The sequence below is a fragment of the Flavobacterium ammonificans genome, from assembly GCF_020885975.1.
Classification (GTDB): Bacteria; Bacteroidota; Bacteroidia; order Flavobacteriales; family Flavobacteriaceae; genus Flavobacterium; species Flavobacterium ammonificans.
In genome coordinates this window covers 1-22980 of the sequence record NZ_AP025183.1, presented here as the reverse complement: position 1 = coordinate 22980, position 22980 = coordinate 1, and the positions used below count along the sequence as shown (strand labels likewise).

The 22980-nt window shown below is 33.6% G+C and carries 19 protein-coding genes; 8 read left to right on the top strand and 11 right to left on the bottom strand.

Annotation, left to right across the window (positions count from 1 at the left end; translation table 11 throughout):
• Positions 1-12 precede the first annotated feature (12 nt).
• The 3 genes from LPC23_RS00095 to LPC23_RS00085 all read left to right on the top strand — a co-directional run bounded on the left by LPC23_RS00095 (position 13) and on the right by LPC23_RS00085 (position 6057).
• Positions 13-2784: a bifunctional aconitate hydratase 2/2-methylisocitrate dehydratase gene (locus LPC23_RS00095; RefSeq protein ID WP_229331593.1), complete on the top strand. Its 2772-nt coding sequence runs from the start codon at positions 13-15 to the stop codon at positions 2782-2784.
• A gap of 259 nt (positions 2785-3043) precedes the next feature.
• Entirely contained in the window at positions 3044-4513 is a 1470-nt protein-coding gene (locus LPC23_RS00090) for a peptidoglycan endopeptidase (protein WP_229330101.1), read from the top strand.
• A 134-nt stretch (positions 4514-4647) separates the two neighbouring features.
• Positions 4648-6057 carry an APC family permease gene (locus LPC23_RS00085; RefSeq protein ID WP_229330099.1) on the top strand — a complete coding sequence of 470 codons (1410 nt, stop codon included), beginning with the start codon at positions 4648-4650 and terminating at the stop codon, positions 6055-6057.
• Between the two features lie 77 nt (positions 6058-6134).
• On the opposite strand, the gene ald is transcribed toward LPC23_RS00085, so the two are convergent.
• Positions 6135-7247 carry an alanine dehydrogenase gene (ald, locus tag LPC23_RS00080; RefSeq protein ID WP_229330097.1) on the bottom strand — a complete coding sequence of 371 codons (1113 nt, stop codon included), beginning with the start codon at positions 7245-7247 and terminating at the stop codon, positions 6135-6137.
• 209 nt (positions 7248-7456) lie between these two features.
• Here ald and LPC23_RS00075 point away from each other — a divergent pair, with 209 nt between their 5' ends.
• Complete coding sequence (locus LPC23_RS00075; protein WP_229325287.1) at positions 7457-7918, top strand: Lrp/AsnC family transcriptional regulator; 462 nt, start codon at positions 7457-7459, stop codon at positions 7916-7918.
• Positions 7919-8014: 96 nt separating this feature from the next.
• Here LPC23_RS00075 and LPC23_RS00070 read toward each other — a convergent pair whose 3' ends face one another.
• Positions 8015-9463: a glyceraldehyde-3-phosphate dehydrogenase gene (locus LPC23_RS00070; RefSeq protein WP_229330095.1), complete on the bottom strand. Its 1449-nt coding sequence runs from the start codon at positions 9461-9463 to the stop codon at positions 8015-8017.
• Between the two features lie 156 nt (positions 9464-9619).
• On the bottom strand, positions 9620-11020 hold the full coding sequence (locus tag LPC23_RS00065; protein ID WP_229325282.1) for a Do family serine endopeptidase: 1401 nt from the start codon (positions 11018-11020) through the stop codon (positions 9620-9622).
• A gap of 129 nt (positions 11021-11149) precedes the next feature.
• Between LPC23_RS00065 and dapF the strand changes: the two genes are divergently transcribed.
• The 4 genes from dapF (at position 11150) to LPC23_RS00045 (ending at position 14395) form a co-directional block, all read left to right on the top strand.
• Positions 11150-11932: a diaminopimelate epimerase gene (dapF, locus tag LPC23_RS00060; RefSeq protein ID WP_229330093.1), complete on the top strand. Its 783-nt coding sequence runs from the start codon at positions 11150-11152 to the stop codon at positions 11930-11932.
• 9 nt (positions 11933-11941) lie between these two features.
• Positions 11942-12469 (top strand): GNAT family N-acetyltransferase, encoded by a 528-nt coding sequence (locus tag LPC23_RS00055; RefSeq protein ID WP_229330091.1) that lies wholly within the window; start codon positions 11942-11944, stop codon positions 12467-12469.
• Between the two features lie 18 nt (positions 12470-12487).
• Positions 12488-13528 carry an endolytic transglycosylase MltG gene (gene mltG / locus LPC23_RS00050; protein ID WP_229330089.1) on the top strand — a complete coding sequence of 347 codons (1041 nt, stop codon included), beginning with the start codon at positions 12488-12490 and terminating at the stop codon, positions 13526-13528.
• A gap of 234 nt (positions 13529-13762) precedes the next feature.
• A complete protein-coding gene (locus LPC23_RS00045; protein ID WP_229330087.1) occupies positions 13763-14395 on the top strand; it encodes a peptidoglycan-binding protein LysM in 633 nt (210 codons plus the stop codon).
• A 59-nt stretch (positions 14396-14454) separates the two neighbouring features.
• Here LPC23_RS00045 and scpA read toward each other — a convergent pair whose 3' ends face one another.
• The 8 genes from scpA to dnaA all read right to left on the bottom strand — a co-directional run bounded on the left by scpA (position 14455) and on the right by dnaA (position 22880).
• The gene (gene scpA, locus LPC23_RS00040) at positions 14455-16581 is read right to left on the bottom strand and encodes a methylmalonyl-CoA mutase (RefSeq protein WP_229330085.1); all 2127 of its coding nucleotides are present in this window, start codon (positions 16579-16581) and stop codon (positions 14455-14457) included.
• A 47-nt stretch (positions 16582-16628) separates the two neighbouring features.
• Positions 16629-17993 carry a methylmalonyl-CoA mutase subunit beta gene (locus LPC23_RS00035; protein ID WP_229330083.1) on the bottom strand — a complete coding sequence of 455 codons (1365 nt, stop codon included), beginning with the start codon at positions 17991-17993 and terminating at the stop codon, positions 16629-16631.
• 38 nt (positions 17994-18031) lie between these two features.
• On the bottom strand, positions 18032-18358 hold the full coding sequence (locus LPC23_RS00030) for an FtsB family cell division protein (RefSeq protein ID WP_229325268.1): 327 nt from the start codon (positions 18356-18358) through the stop codon (positions 18032-18034).
• A 128-nt stretch (positions 18359-18486) separates the two neighbouring features.
• Complete coding sequence (gene udk, locus LPC23_RS00025) at positions 18487-19098, bottom strand: uridine kinase (RefSeq protein WP_229325265.1); 612 nt, start codon at positions 19096-19098, stop codon at positions 18487-18489.
• A 152-nt stretch (positions 19099-19250) separates the two neighbouring features.
• Positions 19251-20132, bottom strand: coding sequence for an SDR family oxidoreductase (locus LPC23_RS00020; protein WP_229330081.1), 882 nt, complete (start codon positions 20130-20132; stop codon positions 19251-19253).
• Positions 20133-20222: 90 nt separating this feature from the next.
• Positions 20223-20945 (bottom strand): SAM-dependent methyltransferase, encoded by a 723-nt coding sequence (locus LPC23_RS00015; RefSeq protein ID WP_229330079.1) that lies wholly within the window; start codon positions 20943-20945, stop codon positions 20223-20225.
• A 32-nt stretch (positions 20946-20977) separates the two neighbouring features.
• Complete coding sequence (locus LPC23_RS00010; protein WP_229330077.1) at positions 20978-21445, bottom strand: low molecular weight protein-tyrosine-phosphatase; 468 nt, start codon at positions 21443-21445, stop codon at positions 20978-20980.
• A gap of 7 nt (positions 21446-21452) precedes the next feature.
• Positions 21453-22880 (bottom strand): chromosomal replication initiator protein DnaA, encoded by a 1428-nt coding sequence (dnaA, locus tag LPC23_RS00005; protein ID WP_229317207.1) that lies wholly within the window; start codon positions 22878-22880, stop codon positions 21453-21455.
• Positions 22881-22980 lie beyond the last annotated feature (100 nt).

Genomic DNA, 22980 nt, shown 5'->3' with positions numbered 1-22980 from the left:
TTAGATAATACAATGCATCTTTACAATGACTACATCAAAGAAATTGAAGAACGTAAAGGTCAAGGATTACACCCAAAACCAATTGATAGTGCAGATCTACTAAGTGAAATTATCTTACAGATTAAAGATGTAAATTCGCCGAACAGAAAAGATTGTCTCAACTTTTTCATATACAATACATTACCAGGAACCACAAGTGCTGCTGGTAAAAAAGCCTATTTCTTAAAAGATATTATTCTTGGAAAAGAAATAGTTAATGAAATTACTCCTGATTTTGCATTTGAATTATTGTCTCATATGAAAGGTGGAACTTCTATTGAAGTTTTACTTGATTTGGCTTTAGGTAATGATGTCGCTATTGCAAAACAAGCAGCAGATGTGCTTAAAACACAAGTGTATCTTTATGATGCTGACACGGCTCGATTGAAAGAAGCATACACAAATGGGAATGCTACAGCTGCAGCTATTTTAGAAAGCTATGCAAAAGCGGAGTTTTTTACAAAATTGCCTGAAATTGCAGAAGAAATCAAAGTAGTTACTTTTATTGCTGGAGAAGGAGATATTTCAACGGATTTATTATCACCCGGTAATCAAGCGCACTCGCGTTCAGATCGAGAATTGCATGGTAAATGTATGATTACGCCTCAAGCACAACAAGAGATTCAAGCCCTTCAAGCGCAACATCCAGATAAAAGTGTGATGTTAATCGCTGAAAAAGGAACAATGGGTGTTGGATCTTCTAGAATGTCTGGAGTGAACAACGTGGCACTTTGGACAGGAAAGCAAGCTAGTCCGTATATTCCATTTGTAAATATTGCACCAATTGTTGGGGGGACTAATGGTATTTCTCCAATTTTCTTAACTACTGTTGATGTAACAGGAGGTATTGGAATTGATCTAAAAAACTGGGTTAAGAAAACGGATGCCAATGGTGAATTAGTTCGCGATGAAAATGGAGAAACCGTATTAGAGCAAGTATACTCTGTTGCTACAGGTACTGTTTTAACGATTAATACAAAAACTAAAAAATTATACAATGGCGATCAAGAATTGATTGACATTTCAAGATCATTTACGCCACAAAAAATAGAGTTTATCAAAGCGGGTGGATCTTATGCTATTGTTTTTGGTAAAAAAATTCAAACATTTGCTTGTAAAGTTTTAGGAATTGATATTCCTACTGTTTTTGCGCCTTCAAAAGAGGTTTCAAATCCAGGACAAGGACTTACGGCTGTTGAAAAAATATTCAATAAAAATGCAGTTGGAAATACTCCAGGCAAAGTATTACATGCTGGTTCAGATGTTCGTGTAGAAGTAAATATTGTTGGTTCGCAAGATACAACAGGATTAATGACTGCTCAAGAATTAGAATCTATGGCAGCCAAAGTGATTTCGCCAATTGTTGACGGAGCCTACCAATCAGGATGTCATACTGCTTCAGTTTGGGATAAAAAAGCACAAGCTAATATTCCAAAATTAATGCAATTCATGAATGATTTCGGATTGATTACCGCTCGTGACCCGAAAGGTGTTTACCACGCAATGACAGACGTTATTCATAAAGTACTGAACGATATTACTGTTGATGACTGGGCTATCATCATTGGTGGTGACTCGCATACAAGAATGTCAAAAGGGGTAGCTTTTGGAGCTGACTCAGGGACTGTAGCATTGGCTTTAGCTACAGGTGAGGCATCAATGCCAATTCCAGAATCGGTAAAGGTTACCTTCAAAGGAACTATGAAATCGTATATGGATTTCCGTGATGTGGTTCATGCTACTCAGGCGCAAATGCTACATAAATTTGGAGGCGAAAACGTGTTCCAAGGCAGAATTATCGAAGTACATATTGGAACCTTAACAGCTGATCAAGCCTTTACATTTACGGATTGGTCTGCCGAAATGAAAGCAAAAGCGTCTATCTGTATTTCAGAAGATGATACCTTGATTGAATCATTGGAAATTGCCAAAGGTAGAATCCAAATCATGATTGATAAGGGAATGGATAATGCTACTAAAGTGCTTCAAGGTCTTATCAATAAAGCTAATAAGCGAATTGAAGAGATTAAAACAGGGGATAAACCTGCTTTACGTCCTGATGCTAATGCAAAATATTATGCTGAGGTAGAAATAGACTTAGATATTATCAATGAGCCTATGATTGCTGATCCAGATGTAAATAATAAAGATGTTTCTAAACGATATACGCACGATACCATTAGACCTCTTTCTTTTTATGGAGGAACTAAAAAAGTAGATTTAGGATTTATCGGATCTTGTATGGTGCACAAAGGCGATATGAAAATATTAGCTCAAATGCTTAAAAATATTGAAAAACAAGAAGGTAAAGTGGAATTTAAAGCACCTTTAGTAGTTGCGCCACCAACGTACAATATTGTTGACGAATTAAAAGCGGAAGGCGATTGGGAAGTATTGCAAAAATATTCAGGATTTGAATTTGATGATAATGCCCCTAAAGGAGCTGCACGTACAGAGTATGAAAATATGTTGTATTTAGAGCGTCCGGGTTGTAACCTTTGTATGGGTAACCAAGAGAAAGCTTCTAAAGGAGATACCGTTATGGCAACTTCTACTCGTTTGTTCCAAGGAAGAGTAGTAGAAGATTCTGCTGAGAAAAAAGGAGAGTCATTGTTGTCTTCTACTCCAGTTGTAGTTTTGTCAACAGTTTTAGGAAGAACGCCTTCTATAGAAGAGTACAAAAAAGCAGTGGAAGGAATTAACTTAACTAAGTTTGCACCTTCTCATAAATTACTTGTTGGATAACATTTAATGATGTTATAACTAATAAAAAGCCTAAGTTTATCTTAGGCTTTTTTTGTAAGCAACCTACTTTTCAATTGAGAACTGATTAATTTGAAATGGCTTTTGTATTTAGTGTTAAACAATTTTATAATTGCATTAACTTATTAAGTTAGTAAAAAGGCCTACCTTTGTAGTCCTTAAAATAATCTCATTAACGTTTTTTTCAATGCGTAGCTATTTAAATTTTAGAATTTGAATTGAGATGAAAATTAATGAACAAATGAAATACTACCTATTATTATTTATTTTTACACTTGTTAATTCTTCGTTGGTTTTTTCTCAAGAGAAGTTGATAAAACATACTGTAAAAAAAGGAGAAACAATCACTGCCATTGCTCAGAAATATAAAATAGAACCTAGTGCTATTTATGAACTTAACCCGGATTGCAGTCGAACATTAAAAATAGAATCCATTATTTTAATACCACGTACGACATCTAAGGGTATTAAATCAAAAACAGAATCAAAAACTGTAATTGTTGAAAACACACACGAAGTTCAGCCTAAAGAGACTTTATTTGGTATTGCAAAACAATATGAGGTTTCTTTAGAAGATCTAAATACTGCCAATCCAGAATTAGTAGAAACGGGTTTAAAGGCAGGACAAAAAATAAAAATACCTTCTAAAGTAATTTCGAAGATTGTTAAAGAGAATACGAAAGAAACATCAAAATTAGAACCCATAAAAGAAGTAGTTCTAAAAGAAAAAAAAGAAAAGAGTGTTTCTTTACCTCAAACTAAACAATCAGAAATAACAATCCATCAAGTTCTAGCATCTGAAACAAAATTCGGAATAGCAAAACAATATGGAATTTCAGTAACTGATCTGGATAAAGCTAATCCGATATTAGAAAAGGAAGCCCTAAAGGTGGGACAGAAAATCGTGATTCCCATAAAAGAAGGTGTTGCAGCAGTTACTTCAGTTGTAAAGCCAATTGAGACTGTGCCAGGAAAATCAATTGGAGTTCAAGAAAATTCCAAAGTCAAAGAGGAAGTTGTAACAGTTAAAAAGGAAGCAATTGAAGAAAATGTAGCGACTATTTCGCATGAAGTGCTTCCAAAAGAAACTAAATATGGAATTGCTAAAAAGTATGGAATTTCGGTTTCGGAATTAGAAATACAGAATCCTTCTATTGCTAAAAATTTATATGTTGGCGCTAAATTGAAAATTGTTGGTTCAAAAGCGATTCAAGAAGAAGTTTCAGATGATACTAAATTAATTGCTGAAACGACGAATCAAACAGATGCAAATCATGAGAATATAACCATTGCGAGTAGTTTAGCTAAGTGGAATACAAGCGAGGAACTTGCTGATGAATTAATTCGAATGGCATCAGATAATTTAGGATCAAGATACCGTTCAGGAGGAACTTCAAAAAATGGTTTTGACTGCTCCGGTTTAATGTATGCTACTTTTAGTTCTCTGGATATTAAATTACCTAGATCCTCACATCAGATGGCTACCATTGGTACTGTAGTCGATCCTAATCAAGCTCAAAAAGGTGACTTGATATTCTTCAAGACTAGAGGAGCTAATCAAATTAACCATGTTGGGATGATAGTTGAGGTAAATGATGGCGAAATAAAATTCATTCACTCTGCTACTCATGGCGGTGTAATAATATCATCTACAAAAGAAAAGTATTATGAGAAGAATTTTACTCAAATAAATAGGGTGCTTCAGCAGTAAATACCATAAAAAAACTCCTCATTTGAGGAGTTTTTTTATGGCATAATACTTAGTTTAATTTGTTAGAAATATTTTTTTGAAAAAATGTATATCTTTAACCAACCAAAATTTAACCAAAACCTATAAATATAAATATGAAAGAAAATCAACCTGAAGATTTTAAGCGCGAATTAGGATTATTAGACGGAACAATGTTAGTCGTAGGTTCAATGATAGGATCTGGGATTTTTATTGTGAGTGCTGACATTGCAAGACAGGTTGGATCGGCAGGTTGGCTAACTTTAATTTGGTTGATTTCTGGAATTATAACAATGATTGCTGCGGTAAGTTATGGAGAGTTGAGTGCGATGTTTCCAAAGGCGGGTGGGCAATATGTATATTTAAAAGAGGCTTATAATAAATTAATTGCTTTTTTATACGGTTGGAGTTTCTTCGCAGTTATTCAAACAGGAACCATTGCGGCTGTTGGTGTTGGTTTTTCCAAATTTGCAGCGTATTTAATTCCTTCGCTTAGTGATGAAAATATACTATTTGAATTTAGTTCGTTTCAATTAAATGCAGCTCAAATTGTATCAATAATCACAATTGTTTTGCTTACTTATGTTAATAGCAGAGGCGTTAAGAATAGTAAAACATTACAAACAATTTTGACTGTTATTAAAATTCTGTCTTTATTTGGTTTGATAATTTTCGGATTGTTGTTAGCTGCAAAAGCAGAAGTTTGGAATGCGAATTGGTCTGACGCCTGGAATACACGTTCATTTAATTCCGATACTGGTTCGTGGTTGCCAATAGGTGGAACTGCTTTGTTAACTGGTATTTCTGCAGCTATGGTTGGGTCTTTGTTTTCGAGTGATGCCTGGAATGGAGTAACTTTTATTGCTGGAGAAATTAAAAATCCAAAACGCAATGTAGGTTTGAGTTTGTTTCTTGGAACTTTTATAGTTACTATTATTTATGTATTAACTAATTTAATGTATTTAGCAGTAATTCCTCTTGAAGAAATTGCAACTGCTAAATCCGATCGAGTAGCAGTAGTATCCTCGCAATATACTTTTGGGGATATGGGAACAATTATTATTGCTGTAATGATTATGATTTCCACATTTGCTTGTAATAATGGTTTGATTATGGCAGGTGCTAGAGTTTATTACACGATGGCTAAAGATGGTCTTTTTTTGAAAAAGGCAGCCAATTTAAATTCGGCTAGTGTTCCAGAATGGGCGCTTTGGGTACAATGCGTTTGGGCTTCGCTTTTATGTTTAACGGGGAAGTATGGAGATTTATTAGACTTTGTAATTATAATAGTTTTAATATTCTATATTCTTACTATTTATGGAATTTTTATACTTCGTAAGAAAATGCCAGATGTTGAGAGGCCTTATAAAGCTTTTGGTTATCCATTCTTACCAATGCTCTATATTTTGATTGCTTCGGCAGTTTGTGTTTCATTATTGTTCACTAAATTTTCAACTTGTGGTTGGGGTGTATTAATTATGTTGACTGGAATACCGATTTACTATTTTACAAAACCTAAGGAATAAATTGTGTTTAAAATAAATAGAAAAGCCGGCTTGTAGATTCAAGCCGGCTTTTTGGATTATGTGGGGAACTTAATATTTTATAAAATACTACTTACTTCTTCATAAGGCAATCCCCATGCTTCAGCAACTCCTTGGTAAACAATTTTACCATTGGCGATATTTAATCCTTTTTTCAATTCTTCATTTTCAGAACACGCTTTTTTCCATCCTTTGTTTGCCAATTGAATTGCGTATGGCAAGGTAGCATTAGTCAAAGCTAAGGTAGATGTGTAAGGTACTGCTCCTGGCATATTAGCTACACAATAGTGAACTATTCCATCAATAATAAAAGTCGGATTTTCATGAGTTGTTGGTGTACAAGTTTCAATACAACCTCCTTGATCCACAGCAACATCCACTACAACAGTGCCTGGACTCATTAATTTTAACATGTCTTTTGTGATCAAATGAGGTGCTTTTGCTCCAGGAATTAACACGGCTCCGATTACTAAATCAGCATTTGCAATCGCATCACAAATATTATAATGGTTAGACATTAATGTGGTTACATTAGGTGGCATTATATCCGATAAATAACGCAAACGCGCTAAGCTTACATCCATAATTGTAACATTGGCACCAAAACCAGCCGCCATTTTAGCTGCTTGAGTTCCTACGATACCACCTCCTAAGACAACTACTTTTGCAGGGTTTACACCTGGAACTCCTCCTAAAAGAATTCCTTTTCCTTGCATAGGTTTCTCTAAATATTTGGCACCTTCTTGAATAGACATTCTTCCGGCAACTTCAGACATTGGCACTAATAAAGGCAAACTGCGGTCTGTTTTTTCTACGGTTTCGTAAGCCAAACAAATTGCATCGCGTTCAATCATTGCTTTAGTTAATGGTTCAGAGGAAGCAAAGTGAAAATAGGTAAACACCAATTGGTCTTTTTTAATCAAAGGATATTCAGAAGCTATTGGTTCTTTTACCTTGATAATCATTTCGGCAATTTCGTAAACAGCTTCAATAGTTGGCAAAATTTGCGCTCCAGCATTTACATAAGCAACATCATTAAAACCACTATTTTCTCCAGCGGTTGATTGAATATAAATTTGGTGACCGTGCTTTTTAAATTCAGCTACTCCAGCAGGAGTAAGTGCAACACGATTTTCATTGTTTTTGATTTCTTTTGGAACACCTATTATCATAAATTGTAGTTTTTAAAAGTTAGTTCTAAAATTGATTAACAAATGTATTGATTAAGAAAAAATTATTGTAATATTGGATATAATTTAGTATTTTTTTCTTTTATATTATAAATTAATTATTTATTTTTCTTTATATATTCTATTAAGTAGTAGTAAAAAGAAAAAATAACTACTTACTGAATCAAGTTTAATTTTATTACATAATTATTATGACTATCGACACCATTGATAAAAAAATACTTAGGTTATTACAAGAAGATGCACATTTGACTTTAAAAGATATTTCAAATAAAATCAATTTGTCCTTAACTCCTGTTCATGATCGAGTCAAACGTTTAGAAAAGGAAGGGGTTATTGAAAAATATGTATCCATCGTAAACAAAAAGAAACTAGGGATTCATTTAACGGTTTATTGTCAAGTTACCTTGGTGAAACAAACTCACGATGTTTCTGAAGAGTTTAACAAGTCTATTCTAAATATGCCTGAAGTAGTGGAATGTAATTTTGTTTCGGGTAATTTTGACTACTTACTCAAAGTGGTTTTGGCTGACATGGATAGTTATCATTATTTTCACCAACAAAAATTATCTGTTTTACCTGAAGTGTCTTTGATTAACAGTTTCTTTATTATCTCGGAAGTAAAGTCGACTACAGTTATGCCAATTTCTTAAATATAAAATCCGTTTCAAATTCGAAACGGATTTTAAAATAACTCAGCTTAAAGAAAACAAACTAAAAAACTAAAAACTATAACAAAAAGCTGAGTATTAATAATAAGTAAATCGTCTTACTTTAGCAATGTATTTAGCTAAACGAATTACTTGATGACTGTAACCATATTCATTGTCATACCAAATGTATAACACAATATTTTTACCATCTTTAGAAACAATTGTTGCGTTACTATCATAAATCGATGGTGCAGAGGTTCCAACAATATCAGTTGAAACTAATTCATTATTTAACGAATATTTTATCTGTTCAACTAATTCACCTTCTAAAGCAGATTTCTTAATAATTGCATTAACAGTTTCTATAGTGGTAGTTTGATTAACCTCTAAATTTAATACTACCAAAGAACCGTTGGGTACTGGAACTCGTATGGCATTTGAAGTTAATTTTCCATCCAAAGAAGGGATAGCCTTAGCTACCGCTGTTCCAGCTCCCGTTTCTGTAATCACCATATTTAATGCAGCTGCACGACCACGGCGGTATTTTTTGTGCATATTGTCAACTAAATTTTGATCATTGGTATAGGCATGAATCGTTTCTAAATGACCTTTTACAATGCCTAAAGAATCTTCTATTACTTTTAAAATAGGCGTTATTGCATTGGTGGTGCAAGAAGCACCTGAAAAAATATCAATCTCGTCAGGATTGTATTCGTTTTGATTTACTCCATGAACAATATTAGGAACTCCTTTTCCTGGAGCTGTTAGCAATACTTTATGCGCTCCTTTAGATTTTAAGTGACGACTTAACGCTTCTTGCGTTGTAAATGCGCCAGTATTATCTATTACTAAAGCATTTTTTATATTCCATTTTGTGTAATCTATTTCTTCAGGACTACTAGCAGATATAACATGTACAGTTGTACCATTGATAATTAGAGCATTATTTTCAGTATCTGCAACTACAGAACCCATAAAATCTCCATGTATAGAATCATATCGTAATAGAGAAGCCCTTTTTTCTAGTGTAATTGCGTCATTTTTTTCACGAACCACAATGGCTCTTAATCGAAGTTGATCGCCTTTTCCTGTTTTCGAAACCAACTCACGTGCTAAAAGCCTTCCAATTCTTCCAAAACCATAGAGAACTACATCTTTTGGTTTTATTTCTTTAGATGATTTAGCTTTTTTTAACTTCTCCATTACAAAATACCTTGCATTTGGGTATTTATCTTCTTCTAAACTAAACTCGTAGGTTAGTTTTCCAAGATCCAATTTGGATGGTGGTAATTGAATTTCTGATAAAGCACGGGCAATATCAATAGAATGAAAAATGGATATTGGTTTTCCAACAAAAGCTCCAGCATATTCGTGTAGATTTAATATTTCACTTACATTCTTATCAATTAATTGGTTTCTGAATAAAACAATCTCTATTGATTTTTCGTACCATAAGTCACTAATTATTTTGATTAATTCGGCACTTATTTGCCTTCTATCTGCTTGTAGAGTAACTTCTTTTTGATATAAATGTGTGGTTTTCATTAAAATGTATTGATTATGCCTTTTTACTGATTAAAAATTATTTATTTTGCAAAAATATAAAATTTCAATCGATTTCGTAAATTTATTTATTGAAAAATTAATAAAAAAGCCATCTTGAATTTTCAAGATGGCTTTTTCAAAAAACTACAAGTAAAACTAAATAATAATTCTGAAAATTTCTCCGTTCTGGTTGATCATTTCGATGCGGATACTTTGACCTTCTTCTTTGTTATTTAATAATTTAGAAACAGTTTCAATATCGGTTGCCTTTAAATTATCAATACTTAAAATAATATTGCCTAAAAGTTCTCTTTCATAGGCTTTTAAATTCTCATTTGTTATAGCTTTAATTTTCACACCATAATTCAAACGGAATCTTTTTTTGTCATTTGAATCAATATTTTCTAATTCGAGGCCTTTAAACTCGGTGTTGAAATTATCGTTCTTACTTAGAATTACAGGTATTACTTTATTTTTACCTTCTCTAATTATTGTAACAGCTACTTTGTCATTAGGTCTTTTGGTATTGATATAACCGGATAAATCTGCAAAAGTTGCCACCGATTGATTGTCTAGTTTTATAATAACGTCACCTTTTTGAAGTCCAGCTTTTTCTGCTCCAGATCTTTTGGTTACTTTATTTACATAGAATCCTTCTGTTTGAGATATACCTAATTCTTTTGACGACTTTGAATTTAATTCGCCACCTTCAACTCCTAGTATTCCTCGCTGTACATTGCCATACTCCATAATATCTTCTATTATTTTTCGTGCAATGTTGGATGGAACAGCAAATGAATAGCCGGTGTAACTTCCAGTTGGGGAACTGATCATAGTGTTAATCCCAATTAATTCACCACGAGTGTTTACTAATGCACCACCACTATTTCCAGGGTTCACCGCCGCATCGGTTTGAATAAAAGATTGTATTCCGCTTGTGTCTAAATTTCGTGCCTTCGCAGATACAATTCCAGCAGTAACTGTAGAAGTTAAGTTATACGGATTTCCAACAGCTAATACCCATTCTCCAATTTTAACTGAATCAGAATTGGCGAAAGCGGTGTATGGTAATTTTTCATCGGCATTGATTTTAAGCAAAGCAATATCCATTTTAGAATCGGTACCAATAAGTTTTGCTTTATAGGATTTTTTATTATTTAAAGTAATTTCAATTTCGTTAGCATCTTTTACTACGTGGTTATTAGTTACTATATAACCATCCTCTGAGATAATTACGCCTGATCCAGTGCCAATTTGCTCTTGTTGTTGGCTACCGCCATACCCATAAAAGAATTCCATAATTGGATTGGTAATGGTTCTTCTTGAAACATTTTTAACGTGAACTACTGTATGAATAGTTTTTTCAGCAGAGGTGGTAAAATCAACATTCTCTGGTGAATACCCAACCCTTTTTCCATAAAAATCTGAGGCTTCAGTTACCAGGCCGTTGGTGTTTTTAGAAAAATAACCATTAGGTTCAAATAATAATTTGTATGCACTTAGTGTCACAGCGCCACTTAAAAGCGATACTAAAAATAGACTTGAAAAGCGATTCATAATGATTTTGGTTTAAAATTTACGTGTAAATTTATAATAGAAATTCTTTTGTAAAAAACAGTTTAACGCACTTTAACAGTGATTAACATTTCATTAATAGTTCGTACTTTTGTTTCATAATTTATATTTATGCAATTAGAATTTTATAAATACCAAGGAACGGGAAACGATTTTGTTATGATTGACAATCGGACTGCTATTTTCCCAAAAGAAAACACAGAATTAGTTGCGCATTTGTGTGACAGACGTTTTGGAATTGGTGCCGATGGATTGATTTTGTTGGATACTGATTCCGAAACCGATTTCAGAATGGTGTATTACAATTCAGATGGTAATTTGAGTTCTATGTGTGGTAATGGTGGACGCTGTTTAGTCGCTTTTGCAAAAAAACTGAATATAATTCAAAACGAGACTACATTTATTGCTTCGGATGGTTTGCATTATGCGACAGTTTCTGAAGAGAATATTGTATCATTACAAATGATTGATGTGACTGAGATTAAAAATACATCCGAATATTCTTTTTTGAATACAGGTTCTCCTCATCATGTTCAATTGGTAGCAGATCTAGAAAATTACAATGTCAAGGAAAATGGTGCTACCATTCGATATGGAGACTTGTATGGTAAAGAAGGTAGTAATGTCAATTTTGTAAAAAAAATTAACGAGAACACTTTTTCTTTGCGAACCTATGAAAGAGGAGTAGAGGGAGAAACCTTAGCTTGTGGTACAGGAGCAACTGCAGTTGCAATTGCTATGAATGCAACTGGACAAACAAATTTAAACGCTATTAATTTGAATGTTGAAGGTGGCAAATTAGCAGTTTCATTTGATATTGAAAATGGAAAATATACTAACGTATTTTTGAAAGGGCCTGCAGAGTTTGTTTATAAAGGAACGATTGAAATTTAAATTCAAGACATGATTACCTTAAAAGGCAAAAATATCTATTTACGTGCATTAGAACCTAATGATTTGGAGTTTGTTTATACTATGGAGAACGACCAAAGTATTTGGGAAGTCAGTAATACTCAAACGCCATACAGTAGGTTTTTAGTGAAACAATATTTAGAGAATGCCCATCAAGATATTTATGAGGCTAAACAATTGCGATTGGCTATATGCCAAGACGAAGATTTTCCTGCTTTGGGTCTAATCGATTTGTTTGACTTTGATCCTCAGAATAGACGAGCTGGAATTGGTATTGTAATTCAGTCTATAAATGATAGAAATAAAAATATTGGTTCTGAAGCATTACATTTGATGATTCAATATGCATTTCATAATTTGAATTTACATCAATTGTATGCAAATATTGCAACAGATAATTTAGCTAGTTTGGCACTTTTTACTAAATTTGGCTTCCAGGAAATAGGAGTAAAAAAAGATTGGACGCTAGTAAATGGAACGTTTAAAGATGAAGCACTATTTCAATTACTAAATCAATAATTTAAATTAAGTATTATTTTGAATTTTAAAAAAGCTATAACTACAGTTACTATTGTTCTCATTTCAGGTCTAATTATTTATGGTTTAATTTTAGTAAACCAAATTTTCTCTTCAAATACTAAATTTGAAGAAGCTGAAATGTATGTTTATATTCCAACGGATTCGGATTACGAATCAGTTAAAAAAATTGTTGCGCCTTATGTAGATGACATTGAAAGATTTGATGCTGTTGCGTATAAAAAGAAATATCCGAATAATGTAAAGCCAGGTAAGTTCCTATTCAAGAAAGGAATGAATAGCAACGAATTAATTAATGCTTTACGAATCAATACTGAAGTAAAACTCTCGTTCAATAATCAAGAGCGTTTGGAAGATTTTGCTGGAAGAATAGGCTCTGAAATAGAAGCAGATAGTCTTTCATTATTGACGGTTTTTAAGGATGCAACTTTTTTGGCAGAAAATGGATTTAATGAAGATAATGTTTTAACAATGTTTATTCCGAATACCTATGAATTGTATTGGAATACTACAGCGGTAAAATTCCGAGATAAAATGATTAAGGAATACCGTAATTTTTGGAGTGATGAACGAATAGCCAAAGCTAAAGCGCAAGGATTGACTCCTATTGAGGCCACTATTTTGGCTTCTATTGTTCATAAAGAATCGGTCAAAAAGGATGAAAGACCTAGAATTGCAGGGGTATACTTGAATCGTTTACATAGAGGTATTTTATTACAAGCAGACCCGACCGTAATTTTTGCAGTTAAAAAGAAATCCAATGACTTTAAGCAGGTAATTAAAAGAGTTTTGAATAAAGATTTACAAGTTGCTTCGCCTTACAACACTTATTATAGTGCTGGCTTACCACCAGGTCCAATTGCAATGCCAGATATTTCTGCAATAGAGGCAGTTTTGAATCCAGAAAAACACAACTTCATTTATTTTTGCGCGAGCGTAACTCGTTTTGGGTATCATGATTTTGCCGTAACCCAAGCTGAACACGAACAAAATGCCAAAAAATATTACAATTGGATTAATAGTCAGGGTGTGAAAAGATAAAATAAAAAAAGCGAAAATAATTTTCGCTTTTTTTATTGAGTTTAAAGTTTTAATTCTCTTTTTCTTTTTAAAACCCTTTACTTCTGTTGAATCTTAGGTGTTTTGTATGTTTCTAAATTGTTAATAAATCGTTTAACAAAACTTTAATACACTGATTTTAAGCACCGTATTTTTTGTTGTATATTTGTACCGTAGAAATTTCTGAGGGTGACAGCTTTAGAAGAAAAACAATTTATGATAAAGAAATGGCATTTTTATTCCACTTTACTACTGATTATTGCTTTTTTAAGCCTAGGTTTTAAACCTTTTAATTTAGATTCCAATCCCTGGTTTCTAACAGATGGATCAAATGAATCCTACTATCTTTTCCCTTCACAACGCCAGGAAGATTACGCAAAACTAAATATTCCTTACACTGGAAATTTTTTCATAGGCTATAAAGAAGCTATTGCTTTTAAAGAGTCGCAAGGAAAGTACAGAAGAACCAATTCTTTAGGATATTTAGGAAAATATCAATTCGGTTCAAGTACTTTAAGAACCATTGGGATTTACAATACGAGAGCTTTTTTAAATAATCCAGAATTACAAGAGAAAGCTTTTGTAATCTTATTAGCTAAAAACAAATGGTTACTCCGAAAAGAGATTGAAAAATACGACGGAACTGTTATTAATGGAATCCATATTACAGAATCTGGGATTTTAGCTGCAGCACATTTAGGAGGAGTAAGAACAGTTAAACGATTTTTTAGATCAAATGGAAAGCGTTATTTCAGAGATGCTTACGGAACTTCAATTGTTAGTTATATGAAAGCATTTGGTGGATATGACACTTCATTTATAGAAGCAGATAAACACGCTTCAATCTAGTAATTATTTAAATTATAAATAAAATGGCGGTCAATTTTGACCGCCATTTATAGTATAAATTAATCAATTAAAATTTCTAATATTTTAATAGCGGCTTCACTAATTTTAGTTCCAGGACCAAAAACTGCAACTGCGCCAGCATCAAATAAGAACTGGTAATCTTGTGCAGGAATAACACCTCCTACCACAACCATAATATCTTCTCGGCCGTATTTTTTAAGTTCTTCAATCACTTGTGGTACTAAGGTTTTGTGACCCGCAGCCAAAGATGATACACCTAGGATATGAACATCATTTTCCACGGCTTGTTTTGCTGCTTCTGCAGGAGTTTGAAATAAAGGACCAATGTCCACATCAAAACCTACATCGGCATAACCTGTTGCTACTACTTTGGCGCCACGATCATGTCCGTCTTGTCCCATTTTAGCAATCATAATTCGAGGTCTTCTACCTTCTTTTTCGGCAAAAACATTGGCTAACTGTTTTGCTTTTTCAAAACTTTCGTCGTTTTTTATTTCTTTACTATACACACCGCTAAACGATTTAATTTGTGCTTTATATCTTCCAAAAACAGTTTCTAGAGCATCACTAATTTCCCCCAAAGTAGCTCTATTTCTGGCTGCTTCAACAGCAATTTCTAATAAATTACCTTCTCCTGATTTAGCACAATGGATTAATTTTTCTAGACTTTTTGTAACATTTTCATTATTTCGAGTCGATTTAATACGATCCAATTGTTCCAATTGTTGTCTGCGCACCATTTGATTATCTACGTCCAAAATTTGAAGCGGATCTTCTTTCTCTAAACGGTATTGGTTTACGCCTACAATGATATCTTGTCCGCTATCAATTCGAGCTTGCTTTCTAGCAGCAGCTTCTTCAATTCGAAGTTTAGGGATTCCAGACTCAATCGCTTTAGTCATACCGCCTAATTCTTCAACCTCTTCAATTAATTTCCAGGCACTCTGAGCAATTTCATTAGTTAAATTTTCAACATAATAACTTCCAGCCCAAGGATCAACAGTTTTGGTGATTTTAGTTTCATCTTGTAAATATAACTGTGTGTTTCGAGCAATTCTAGCAGAAAAATCAGTAGGCAAAGCAATAGCTTCGTCTAACGCATTAGTATGCAATGATTGTGTTCCGCCAAAAGCTGCCGCCGCTGCTTCAATACAAGTTCGAGCTACGTTATTGAATGGATCTTGCTCTGTTAAACTCCAACCCGATGTTTGACAATGGGTTCGTAATGCTAGCGATTTGTCGTCTTTAGGTTCGAATTGTTGTACTAATTTAGCCCAAATCATTCGTCCGGCTCGCATTTTTGCAATTTCCATAAAATGATTCATACCAATTGCCCAAAAGAAAGAAAGTCTCGGTGCAAATTCATCTATCTTCATTCCTGCAGCTAAACCAGTTCGGATGTATTCTAAACCATCTGCTAAAGTGTATGCTAACTCAATATCAGCAGTAGCTCCGGCTTCTTGCATATGATAACCCGAAATGGATATGGAGTTAAATTTAGGCATATTTTTGCTCGTAAACTCAAAAATATCAGCGATGATTTTCATCGAAGGAGTAGGAGGGTAGATATAGGTGTTTCGAACCATAAACTCTTTCAAAATGTCGTTTTGAATTGTACCTGAAAGTTTGTCTGGAGATACGCCTTGTTCTTCGGCTGCTACTATATAAAAAGCCATAATCGGTAACACAGCACCATTCATCGTCATGGAAACTGACATTTCATCCAGTGGAATTTGGTTGAATAAGACTTTCATGTCTTCAACAGAATCAATCGCTACACCGGCTTTTCCAACATCGCCCACAACACGTTCGTGATCTGAATCGTAGCCACGGTGTGTGGGTAAATCAAAAGCAATAGAAAGCCCTTTTTGGCCTGCAGCTAAATTTCTTCTGTAAAAAGCATTACTTTCTTCTGCTGTAGAAAATCCTGCATATTGGCGAACAGTCCATGGGCGGCGAACATACATTGTGGCATAAGGACCACGTAAATTAGGCGCAAATCCAGCACCAAAATCCAAATGCTCTAATTGTTGAATATCTTGTTCAGTGTAAGTTTGCTTCAAAGCGATTCCTTCAGCAGTTTGAAATTCAGCCTTTGCTTTGATTTCATTTTCTAGCTTTTCTACAGATTTGATTTGAATATGTTGCAGGTCTTTTCTTTTCATTTTTGGTGACAAATTTCTATTTGACATTGTATTTGGATACTAAACAATTACTCTTTTTCCAATCGTTCTTGTTCGATTTTCTCGGCGAGACGCTTTTCAATAATAGGAGTGATGAGTGTTTTCCTAGGTTTAATTTTGACAAAAGGGAAAAGTTCCAAATCGTGTTTCATACGATCATCTTTGTTAGCGTGTTTATTGGTTCCCAATAAAATTTCTTTTCCAGAATCAAACAAATCTTGTTCTTTATCGGCGCTTTCTTGAATTTTTCTTTTGATAATTCCTTCATTCAGTTGCTTTAAAAACCCTCCATTAGCTTCAATATCTTTAAATAATACTAAAGCTTTATCAGCTAATTGCTGTGTCAAACTTTCTATGTAATAACTTCCATCAGATGGATTGTTTACTTTATCAAAATAACTTTCATTTTTTAGAATCAGTAATTGGTTTCGAGCTATTCGATCTCCAAATTCATTGTCTTTGTGATATAAAGCATCGTAAGGTAGATTCGCAATAGTATCCGCACCTCCAAGAATTGCGCTCATACATTCAGTAGTTGTACGAAGCATATTCACATTGTAATCATACAATGTTTTATTTCTTCTGGTAGGCGTAACGACTAAATGACAATTCCAATTTTGATTGTACTCCTTAGCAATCAAATTGAAAAGTAATCGGATAGCTCTTAGTTTAGCGATTTCAAAAAAGTAATTGGTTCCAACGGCAATTTCTAAAACCATAGTTTGGGGCTTAGAAAGTTCGATGTGATTGAAATACTCATTAGTGTGAGCTAAAGTATACGCAATTTGCTGTACAATAGTAGCCCCAGAATTCTGATATAAAGCACCATTTACACTAATCAGGGAAAGATAGTTGCCTCTTTTGACAAGATTATTTAGGGTTTCAAAATTATTTTTTTCTGAGGTAATGAACCAATTCCCCTCTTTTGCTAAATGCCCAATCGGATCTATATTACAATAGATAGCCGCTTTTCTTTTTGTTGCAATTGATTCGATCTTTTGAACGAAATCGATTGAAATAAAATTCAAATGAAAGAATATAGGTGTGCTTTCTAAAGGTAATTTTTCTAGTAATTTTTCAATAGCTATAGTTTCGTCTTCAATTGAGAAACGAATACTTTCAGCACCTCTTGCCAAACTATCTAAAGCACGTTCTATTGATTTATTGATGTCGTGGACAAAAATATTTTGACAAATTTTAAATTCAGAAGCTTTTGTAGTTACTGAGATTACTTCTTTTATATCTTCTTTATCGTAAAATGGTTTTACCTTGATATCGTCTGGTGAATTCCAAATAAGTATTTCATTGTAATCAGCGCCTTTTAGTTCAAACTGAATTTTTTGTTTCCATTCTTTGGCAGAAACAGGTGCGAAATTTGTAAAAAGAGGTTTCATTAGCGTTGTTGTTTCGAATTAAAAATAGAAGAGATAATTTATTTTGTTTTGATGGCGCTGTCACCTTCAAACTCTATGATATAAATGTCTTCACTATCTTTCTTCATATAATATTTTTCACGTGCATATTTCTCAACATATTCAATATTCTTGAGTTCTTTTATATGCCTTTTGTCTTTCTTGATTTCTTCTTGATAGTACGATTTATTGTCTTCTAATTCGTCGATTTGATTGTCTAAGAAGCGATGATCGAAATACGAATAGTTGTCTAAAAAAAGCATCCAGCCCGTAAAAAACACTAATACTAAAATGTATTTGTTGCTCAATAGTTTAAACCAAGATTTGTTTTTAAGCGGATTTGTCATTGTTCCTATATTTTAGCCCCGATTGCAGTGAAAATCCCATTCTTTTTAGAATGGATTGTAACGTAAAGCGGGAAAAAGCTCCAAAATAAAATTGTGTTACAATTGGATTTTAGATAAATATTATTTTATTAAACGTTTAATTTTTGATTAATTACGGCACGAACTACATCTATCGCTACGGTGTTGTATTTGTCGTTAGGGATGATAATATCGGCAAATGCTTTTGTAGGTTCAATAAATTGCTGGTGCATTGGTTTTAAAGTAGTTTGGTATCTGTTGAGTACTTCATTCATATCTCTACCACGATCTGCGATATCTCTTTTTAATCTACGAATTAGACGCTCATCTGGATCAGCTTGAACATAAATTTTTACATCAAAAAGGTCTCTCAATTCGGGATTGGTTAAAATTAAAATTCCTTCAACAACCATTACTTTTCTGGGGTGAGTAAAAACAGTGTCGCTTGTTCTATTGTGAGAAACAAAAGAATAAACGGGTTGATTGATGTTATTACCTGCTTTTAATTCTTTAAGATGCTCTACCAATAACTCAAAATCTATTGATCTAGGATGATCAAAATTAATTGCAGCTCTTTCTTCATAAGTCATTCCAACATTCTCTTTATAATAAGAATCTTGTGAAATAATTCCTACTTCAGTTTCTGGTAATTCATTTACGATTTGATTGACTACAGTTGTTTTTCCACTTCCTGTTCCTCCTGCAATTCCTATAATGAGCATAAATTGTGATTATAATGTTTACCTAACAAAAATAGGAATTTTATTCTGAGTGATTTCCTTTTTTACTAAATGTTTGCTAAATTGATATATTTAATTTTTTTACAGAATAAAAAAAAGAGCAACTAAAAATAGTGCTCTTTTAATGTTTTGATTTATTTGTTTTTCTTTGCTTTAATCATCATTTCAAGCATATCCCACATTTCAGCAGGAATATCTTCTAAAAGATTAAATTGTCCGGCGCCTTTCAGCCATTCACCTCCGTCTATGACTACTACTTCTCCATTAATATAGGCAGAAAAGTCAGAGACTAAATAGGCAGCTAAATTGGCTAATTCTTGATGATCTCCCACACGTTTTAGTGGCACTTTTTTAGCCATATCAAATTTTTCAGCTAAATCACCTGGTAATAATCGATCCCAAGCTCCTTTGGTTGGAAATGGCCCTGGCGCAATGGCATTGGTACGAATCCCGTATTTTGCCCATTCTACGGCTAAACTTTTTGTCATAGCCAATACTCCTGCTTTTGCAGTGGCGCTTGGTACAACATAAGCTGAACCTGTCCAAGCATAGGTAGTAACAATGTTAAGTACAGTTGATGAAGTTTGTTTGGTATCAATCCAATGCTTTCCAAAAGCGAGCGTACAGTTTTTGGTTCCCTTTAGAACAATATCAATGACGGTGTCAAATGCATTTGATGATAAACGCTCTGTAGGCGAAATGAAATTACCTGCTGCATTATTCAAAAGAATGTCGACTTTGCCAAAAGCTTTCAAAGTTTCTTGAAGCATGTTTTCTACTTCTTCATAATGACGAACGTCACATTGAATAGGTAAACAAGTTCCGCCAGTTTGTGTTTCTAATTCGGCAGCAGTGTTTTTTAGTTTGTCTAAATCACGAGAAGTAATGGCTACTTTAGCTCCTAATTCCAAAAAATATTTAGTCATAGCTTTACCTAAACCGCTTCCGCCACCTGTAACCACAATTACTTTTCCTTTTAATGCGTCATCGCGCAGCATTTTATCTGTATAACTCATAGTTTCATTTGTTTAATGAAGTAAATATAAGCAATAAATAGTATGCGCGCATAATATTTTAAGAAATATACTTAAAATTTTTATGACAAATTAAAATTTATGGATAATAAAAATTGTAGGTCGGTTGTGCAAATCTACTTTTGTCTTTTTCCAATCGGAAGCGCGTAAAGTTTTGATGTATTCAGTTGGTAGGGTAATATCAGTTGCGATACAGAGGTGTGTCGAAGGTTGTAAGGCTTGTAGAATATCTTCTAATAATTTATTGTTGCGGTAGGGTGTTTCAATAAAAATTTGCGATTGATTTTTGTCAAAAGACAATTTCTCTAAATTTTTCAGTGCTGTTTTTTTATCACTTTTGTCAATGGGTAAATACCCATTAAAAGTAAAACTCTGTCCATTCATTCCTGAAGCCATCATAGCTAATAGAATAGAGGAAGGTCCAACAAGTGGAATGACTTGAATTCCTTTTTCGTGAGCCAATTTTACAATGACTGCGCCAGGATCAGCTACACCAGGACAACCTGCTTCACTCATTAATCCTAAGTTTTTGCCTTCTAACAAAGGTTGGATAAAACTAAGGTGTTCTTTCGCATCGGTATGTTTATTCAATGCGAAAAGTACAAGTTCAGACTGCTTTTTTTCGGGAAGTACTGCTTTGATAGACTTACGAGCTGTTTTTTCATTTTCTACTATATAACAGTCGATTAACTTTATGGCTCTTTTTACTGTTTGAGGTAATACATCCATAGGATCGCTTTCTCCCATAGTAACCGGAATTAAATACAGTTTTCCTAAAGATGTCTTTGTATTCATAACAGTGATTTTTAGATTTGGAAAAATAGAGTTTATTGATGTTTAATAATCAATTTATGAGCAATAACCTCACAAACTTCATCTAGCATAGCATACACAATGTCAAATCCGTTGTGCATTCCAAAATAGGGATCAGGGACTTCCTTGTTTTGTGTCGGATGTAATTCATTCATGATAAGTGTTACCTTTTCTTTTTGTTCTTTGGTCTCCGCCAAAGCGATAACATTGTCATAATTGGAATTATCCATTACAAAGATGTAGTCAAAAGTATCAAAGTCGGCACTGCTGAATTGTCTTCCTTTTTGGTTGGAAATGTCTAGTCCGTTTTTTTTGGCAACGGCCACGGAACGTTCGTCAGGGGATTGGCCAATGTGCCAAGAACCAGTACCTGCAGAATCAACAGTAAATTTGTCTTTAGGTAATTTAGAAGCTAATATTCCTTCGGCCAAAGGCGACCGACAAATATTTCCCAAACAAACCATTACGATTTTTACGGACATTTGCTGCCTATAAGGTTAATTTTTTGTGGATATCTTCAACAAACTTTTTGAATTGTTTGTCAGTAGATACTAGATTATCAACAGTTTTGCAAGCGTGTAATACAGTAGCGTGGTCGCGATCTCCAATTTGAGAACCAATGTTTGCTAAAGAAGCTTTGGTAAATTTCTTAGCAAAAAACATCGCTAATTGTCTAGCTTGAACAACGTGTCTTTTTCTAGTTTTTGATTGTAGTGTTTCTAAGTCCAATTGGAAATAGTCGGAAACAATTTTTTGAATATAATCGATAGAAATTTCGCGTTTGACATTCTTTACGAATTTCTCTACGATGCTTTTCGCTAATTCAATTGTCACTTCTTTTTTGTTGAAAGAAGATTGAGCGATTAGAGAGATGATTGCACCTTCTAATTCTCTAACATTCGTTTTGATATTACGAGCAACATATTCAATTATTTCTTCTGGCATTTCAACACCATCACGATACAGAATATTCTTTAAGATAGAAACTCTAGTTTCGTAATCAGGTTGGTGCAATTCAGCAGACAATCCCCATTTGAAACGAGACAATAAACGTTGTTCAATGTCTTGCATGTCAACAGGAGCCTTGTCAGAAGTCAAGATAACTTGTTTTCCGTTTTGGTGTAAGTAATTGAAAATATGGAAGAATACATCTTGAGTTCCTGATTTTCCAGAAAGGAATTGAACATCATCAATGATTAAAACATCAATCAATTGGTAGAAATGAATAAAATCATTTCTAGTATTTTTCTTAACAGAGTCAATATATTGTTGCGTGAAAATTTCAGCAGAAATATACAAAACTGTTTTTTCAGGGTATTTGTCTTTAATTTCTACACCAATAGCATGGGCTAAGTGTGTTTTTCCTAAACCAACTCCTCCAAAAATCAATAACGGATTGAAAGATGTCCCTCCTGGTTTGTTGGCTACAGCCATACCAGCAGAACGTGCCAATCGGTTTGAATCTCCTTCTAAGAAATTGTCAAAACTATAGTTGGCATTCAATTGAGATTCGATTTTTAAATTACGAATACCTGGAATTACAAACGGATTTTTAAGTTCAGGGTTTAAATTTTTTAATGGAGCATCAACATCTTGCGGTTTCATTTGCGCTCTGTTAGCACTTGGTAATTGTTCCGTATACGGCTGTTTATTACCATAAGTGTTCTCCATTTTAATTTTATAGAGTAACTTTGCGTTTTTTCCGAGTTCTTTGGTAAGTGCAACTTTTAATAATTTAACGTAATGTTCCTCTAGCCATTCGTAGAAAAATTTACTTGGTACTTGAATATATAATGCGTTATCGGTAAGCTCAACTGACTTGATTGGTTCAAACCAAGTTTTGTAGGCTTGGTCTTGAATATTATCTTTGATAAAAGATAAACAGTTTTCCCATACTGATTGAGCAGTTTTGTTCATATATTCGGTTAAATTATTTAAGTTTGGTTACTATTTTATTACAAAAAAAGGTGGGGCTATTCTTGTATTTTTCTGGGACAACAAATATGTGAACAAATTT

Bases quoted from the DNA above. Each gene is read 5' to 3' on its own strand.
- LPC23_RS00020 (WP_229330081.1), bottom strand. From the start codon at position 20,132: ATGAGTTATACAGATAAAATGCTGCGCGATGACGCATTAAAAGGAAAA.
- ald (WP_229330097.1), bottom strand. From the start codon at position 7,247: ATGATAATAGGTGTTCCAAAAGAAATCAAAAACAATGAAAATCGTGTT.
- LPC23_RS00085 (WP_229330099.1), top strand. From the start codon at position 4,648: ATGAAAGAAAATCAACCTGAAGATTTTAAGCGCGAATTAGGATTATTA.
- LPC23_RS00055 (WP_229330091.1), top strand. From the start codon at position 11,942: ATGATTACCTTAAAAGGCAAAAATATCTATTTACGTGCATTAGAACCT.
- LPC23_RS00075 (WP_229325287.1), top strand. From the start codon at position 7,457: ATGACTATCGACACCATTGATAAAAAAATACTTAGGTTATTACAAGAA.
- LPC23_RS00070 (WP_229330095.1), bottom strand. From the start codon at position 9,463: ATGAAAACCACACATTTATATCAAAAAGAAGTTACTCTACAAGCAGAT.
- udk (WP_229325265.1), bottom strand. From the start codon at position 19,098: ATGCTCATTATAGGAATTGCAGGAGGAACAGGAAGTGGAAAAACAACT.
- LPC23_RS00045 (WP_229330087.1), top strand. From the start codon at position 13,763: ATGATAAAGAAATGGCATTTTTATTCCACTTTACTACTGATTATTGCT.
- LPC23_RS00015 (WP_229330079.1), bottom strand. From the start codon at position 20,945: ATGAATACAAAGACATCTTTAGGAAAACTGTATTTAATTCCGGTTACT.
- LPC23_RS00090 (WP_229330101.1), top strand. From the start codon at position 3,044: ATGAAATACTACCTATTATTATTTATTTTTACACTTGTTAATTCTTCG.
- dapF (WP_229330093.1), top strand. From the start codon at position 11,150: ATGCAATTAGAATTTTATAAATACCAAGGAACGGGAAACGATTTTGTT.
- LPC23_RS00010 (WP_229330077.1), bottom strand. From the start codon at position 21,445: ATGTCCGTAAAAATCGTAATGGTTTGTTTGGGAAATATTTGTCGGTCG.
- dnaA (WP_229317207.1), bottom strand. From the start codon at position 22,880: ATGAACAAAACTGCTCAATCAGTATGGGAAAACTGTTTATCTTTTATC.
- LPC23_RS00065 (WP_229325282.1), bottom strand. From the start codon at position 11,020: ATGAATCGCTTTTCAAGTCTATTTTTAGTATCGCTTTTAAGTGGCGCT.
- LPC23_RS00035 (WP_229330083.1), bottom strand. From the start codon at position 17,993: ATGAAACCTCTTTTTACAAATTTCGCACCTGTTTCTGCCAAAGAATGG.
- scpA (WP_229330085.1), bottom strand. From the start codon at position 16,581: ATGAAAAGAAAAGACCTGCAACATATTCAAATCAAATCTGTAGAAAAG.
- LPC23_RS00095 (WP_229331593.1), top strand. From the start codon at position 13: ATGCATCTTTACAATGACTACATCAAAGAAATTGAAGAACGTAAAGGT.
- LPC23_RS00030 (WP_229325268.1), bottom strand. From the start codon at position 18,358: ATGACAAATCCGCTTAAAAACAAATCTTGGTTTAAACTATTGAGCAAC.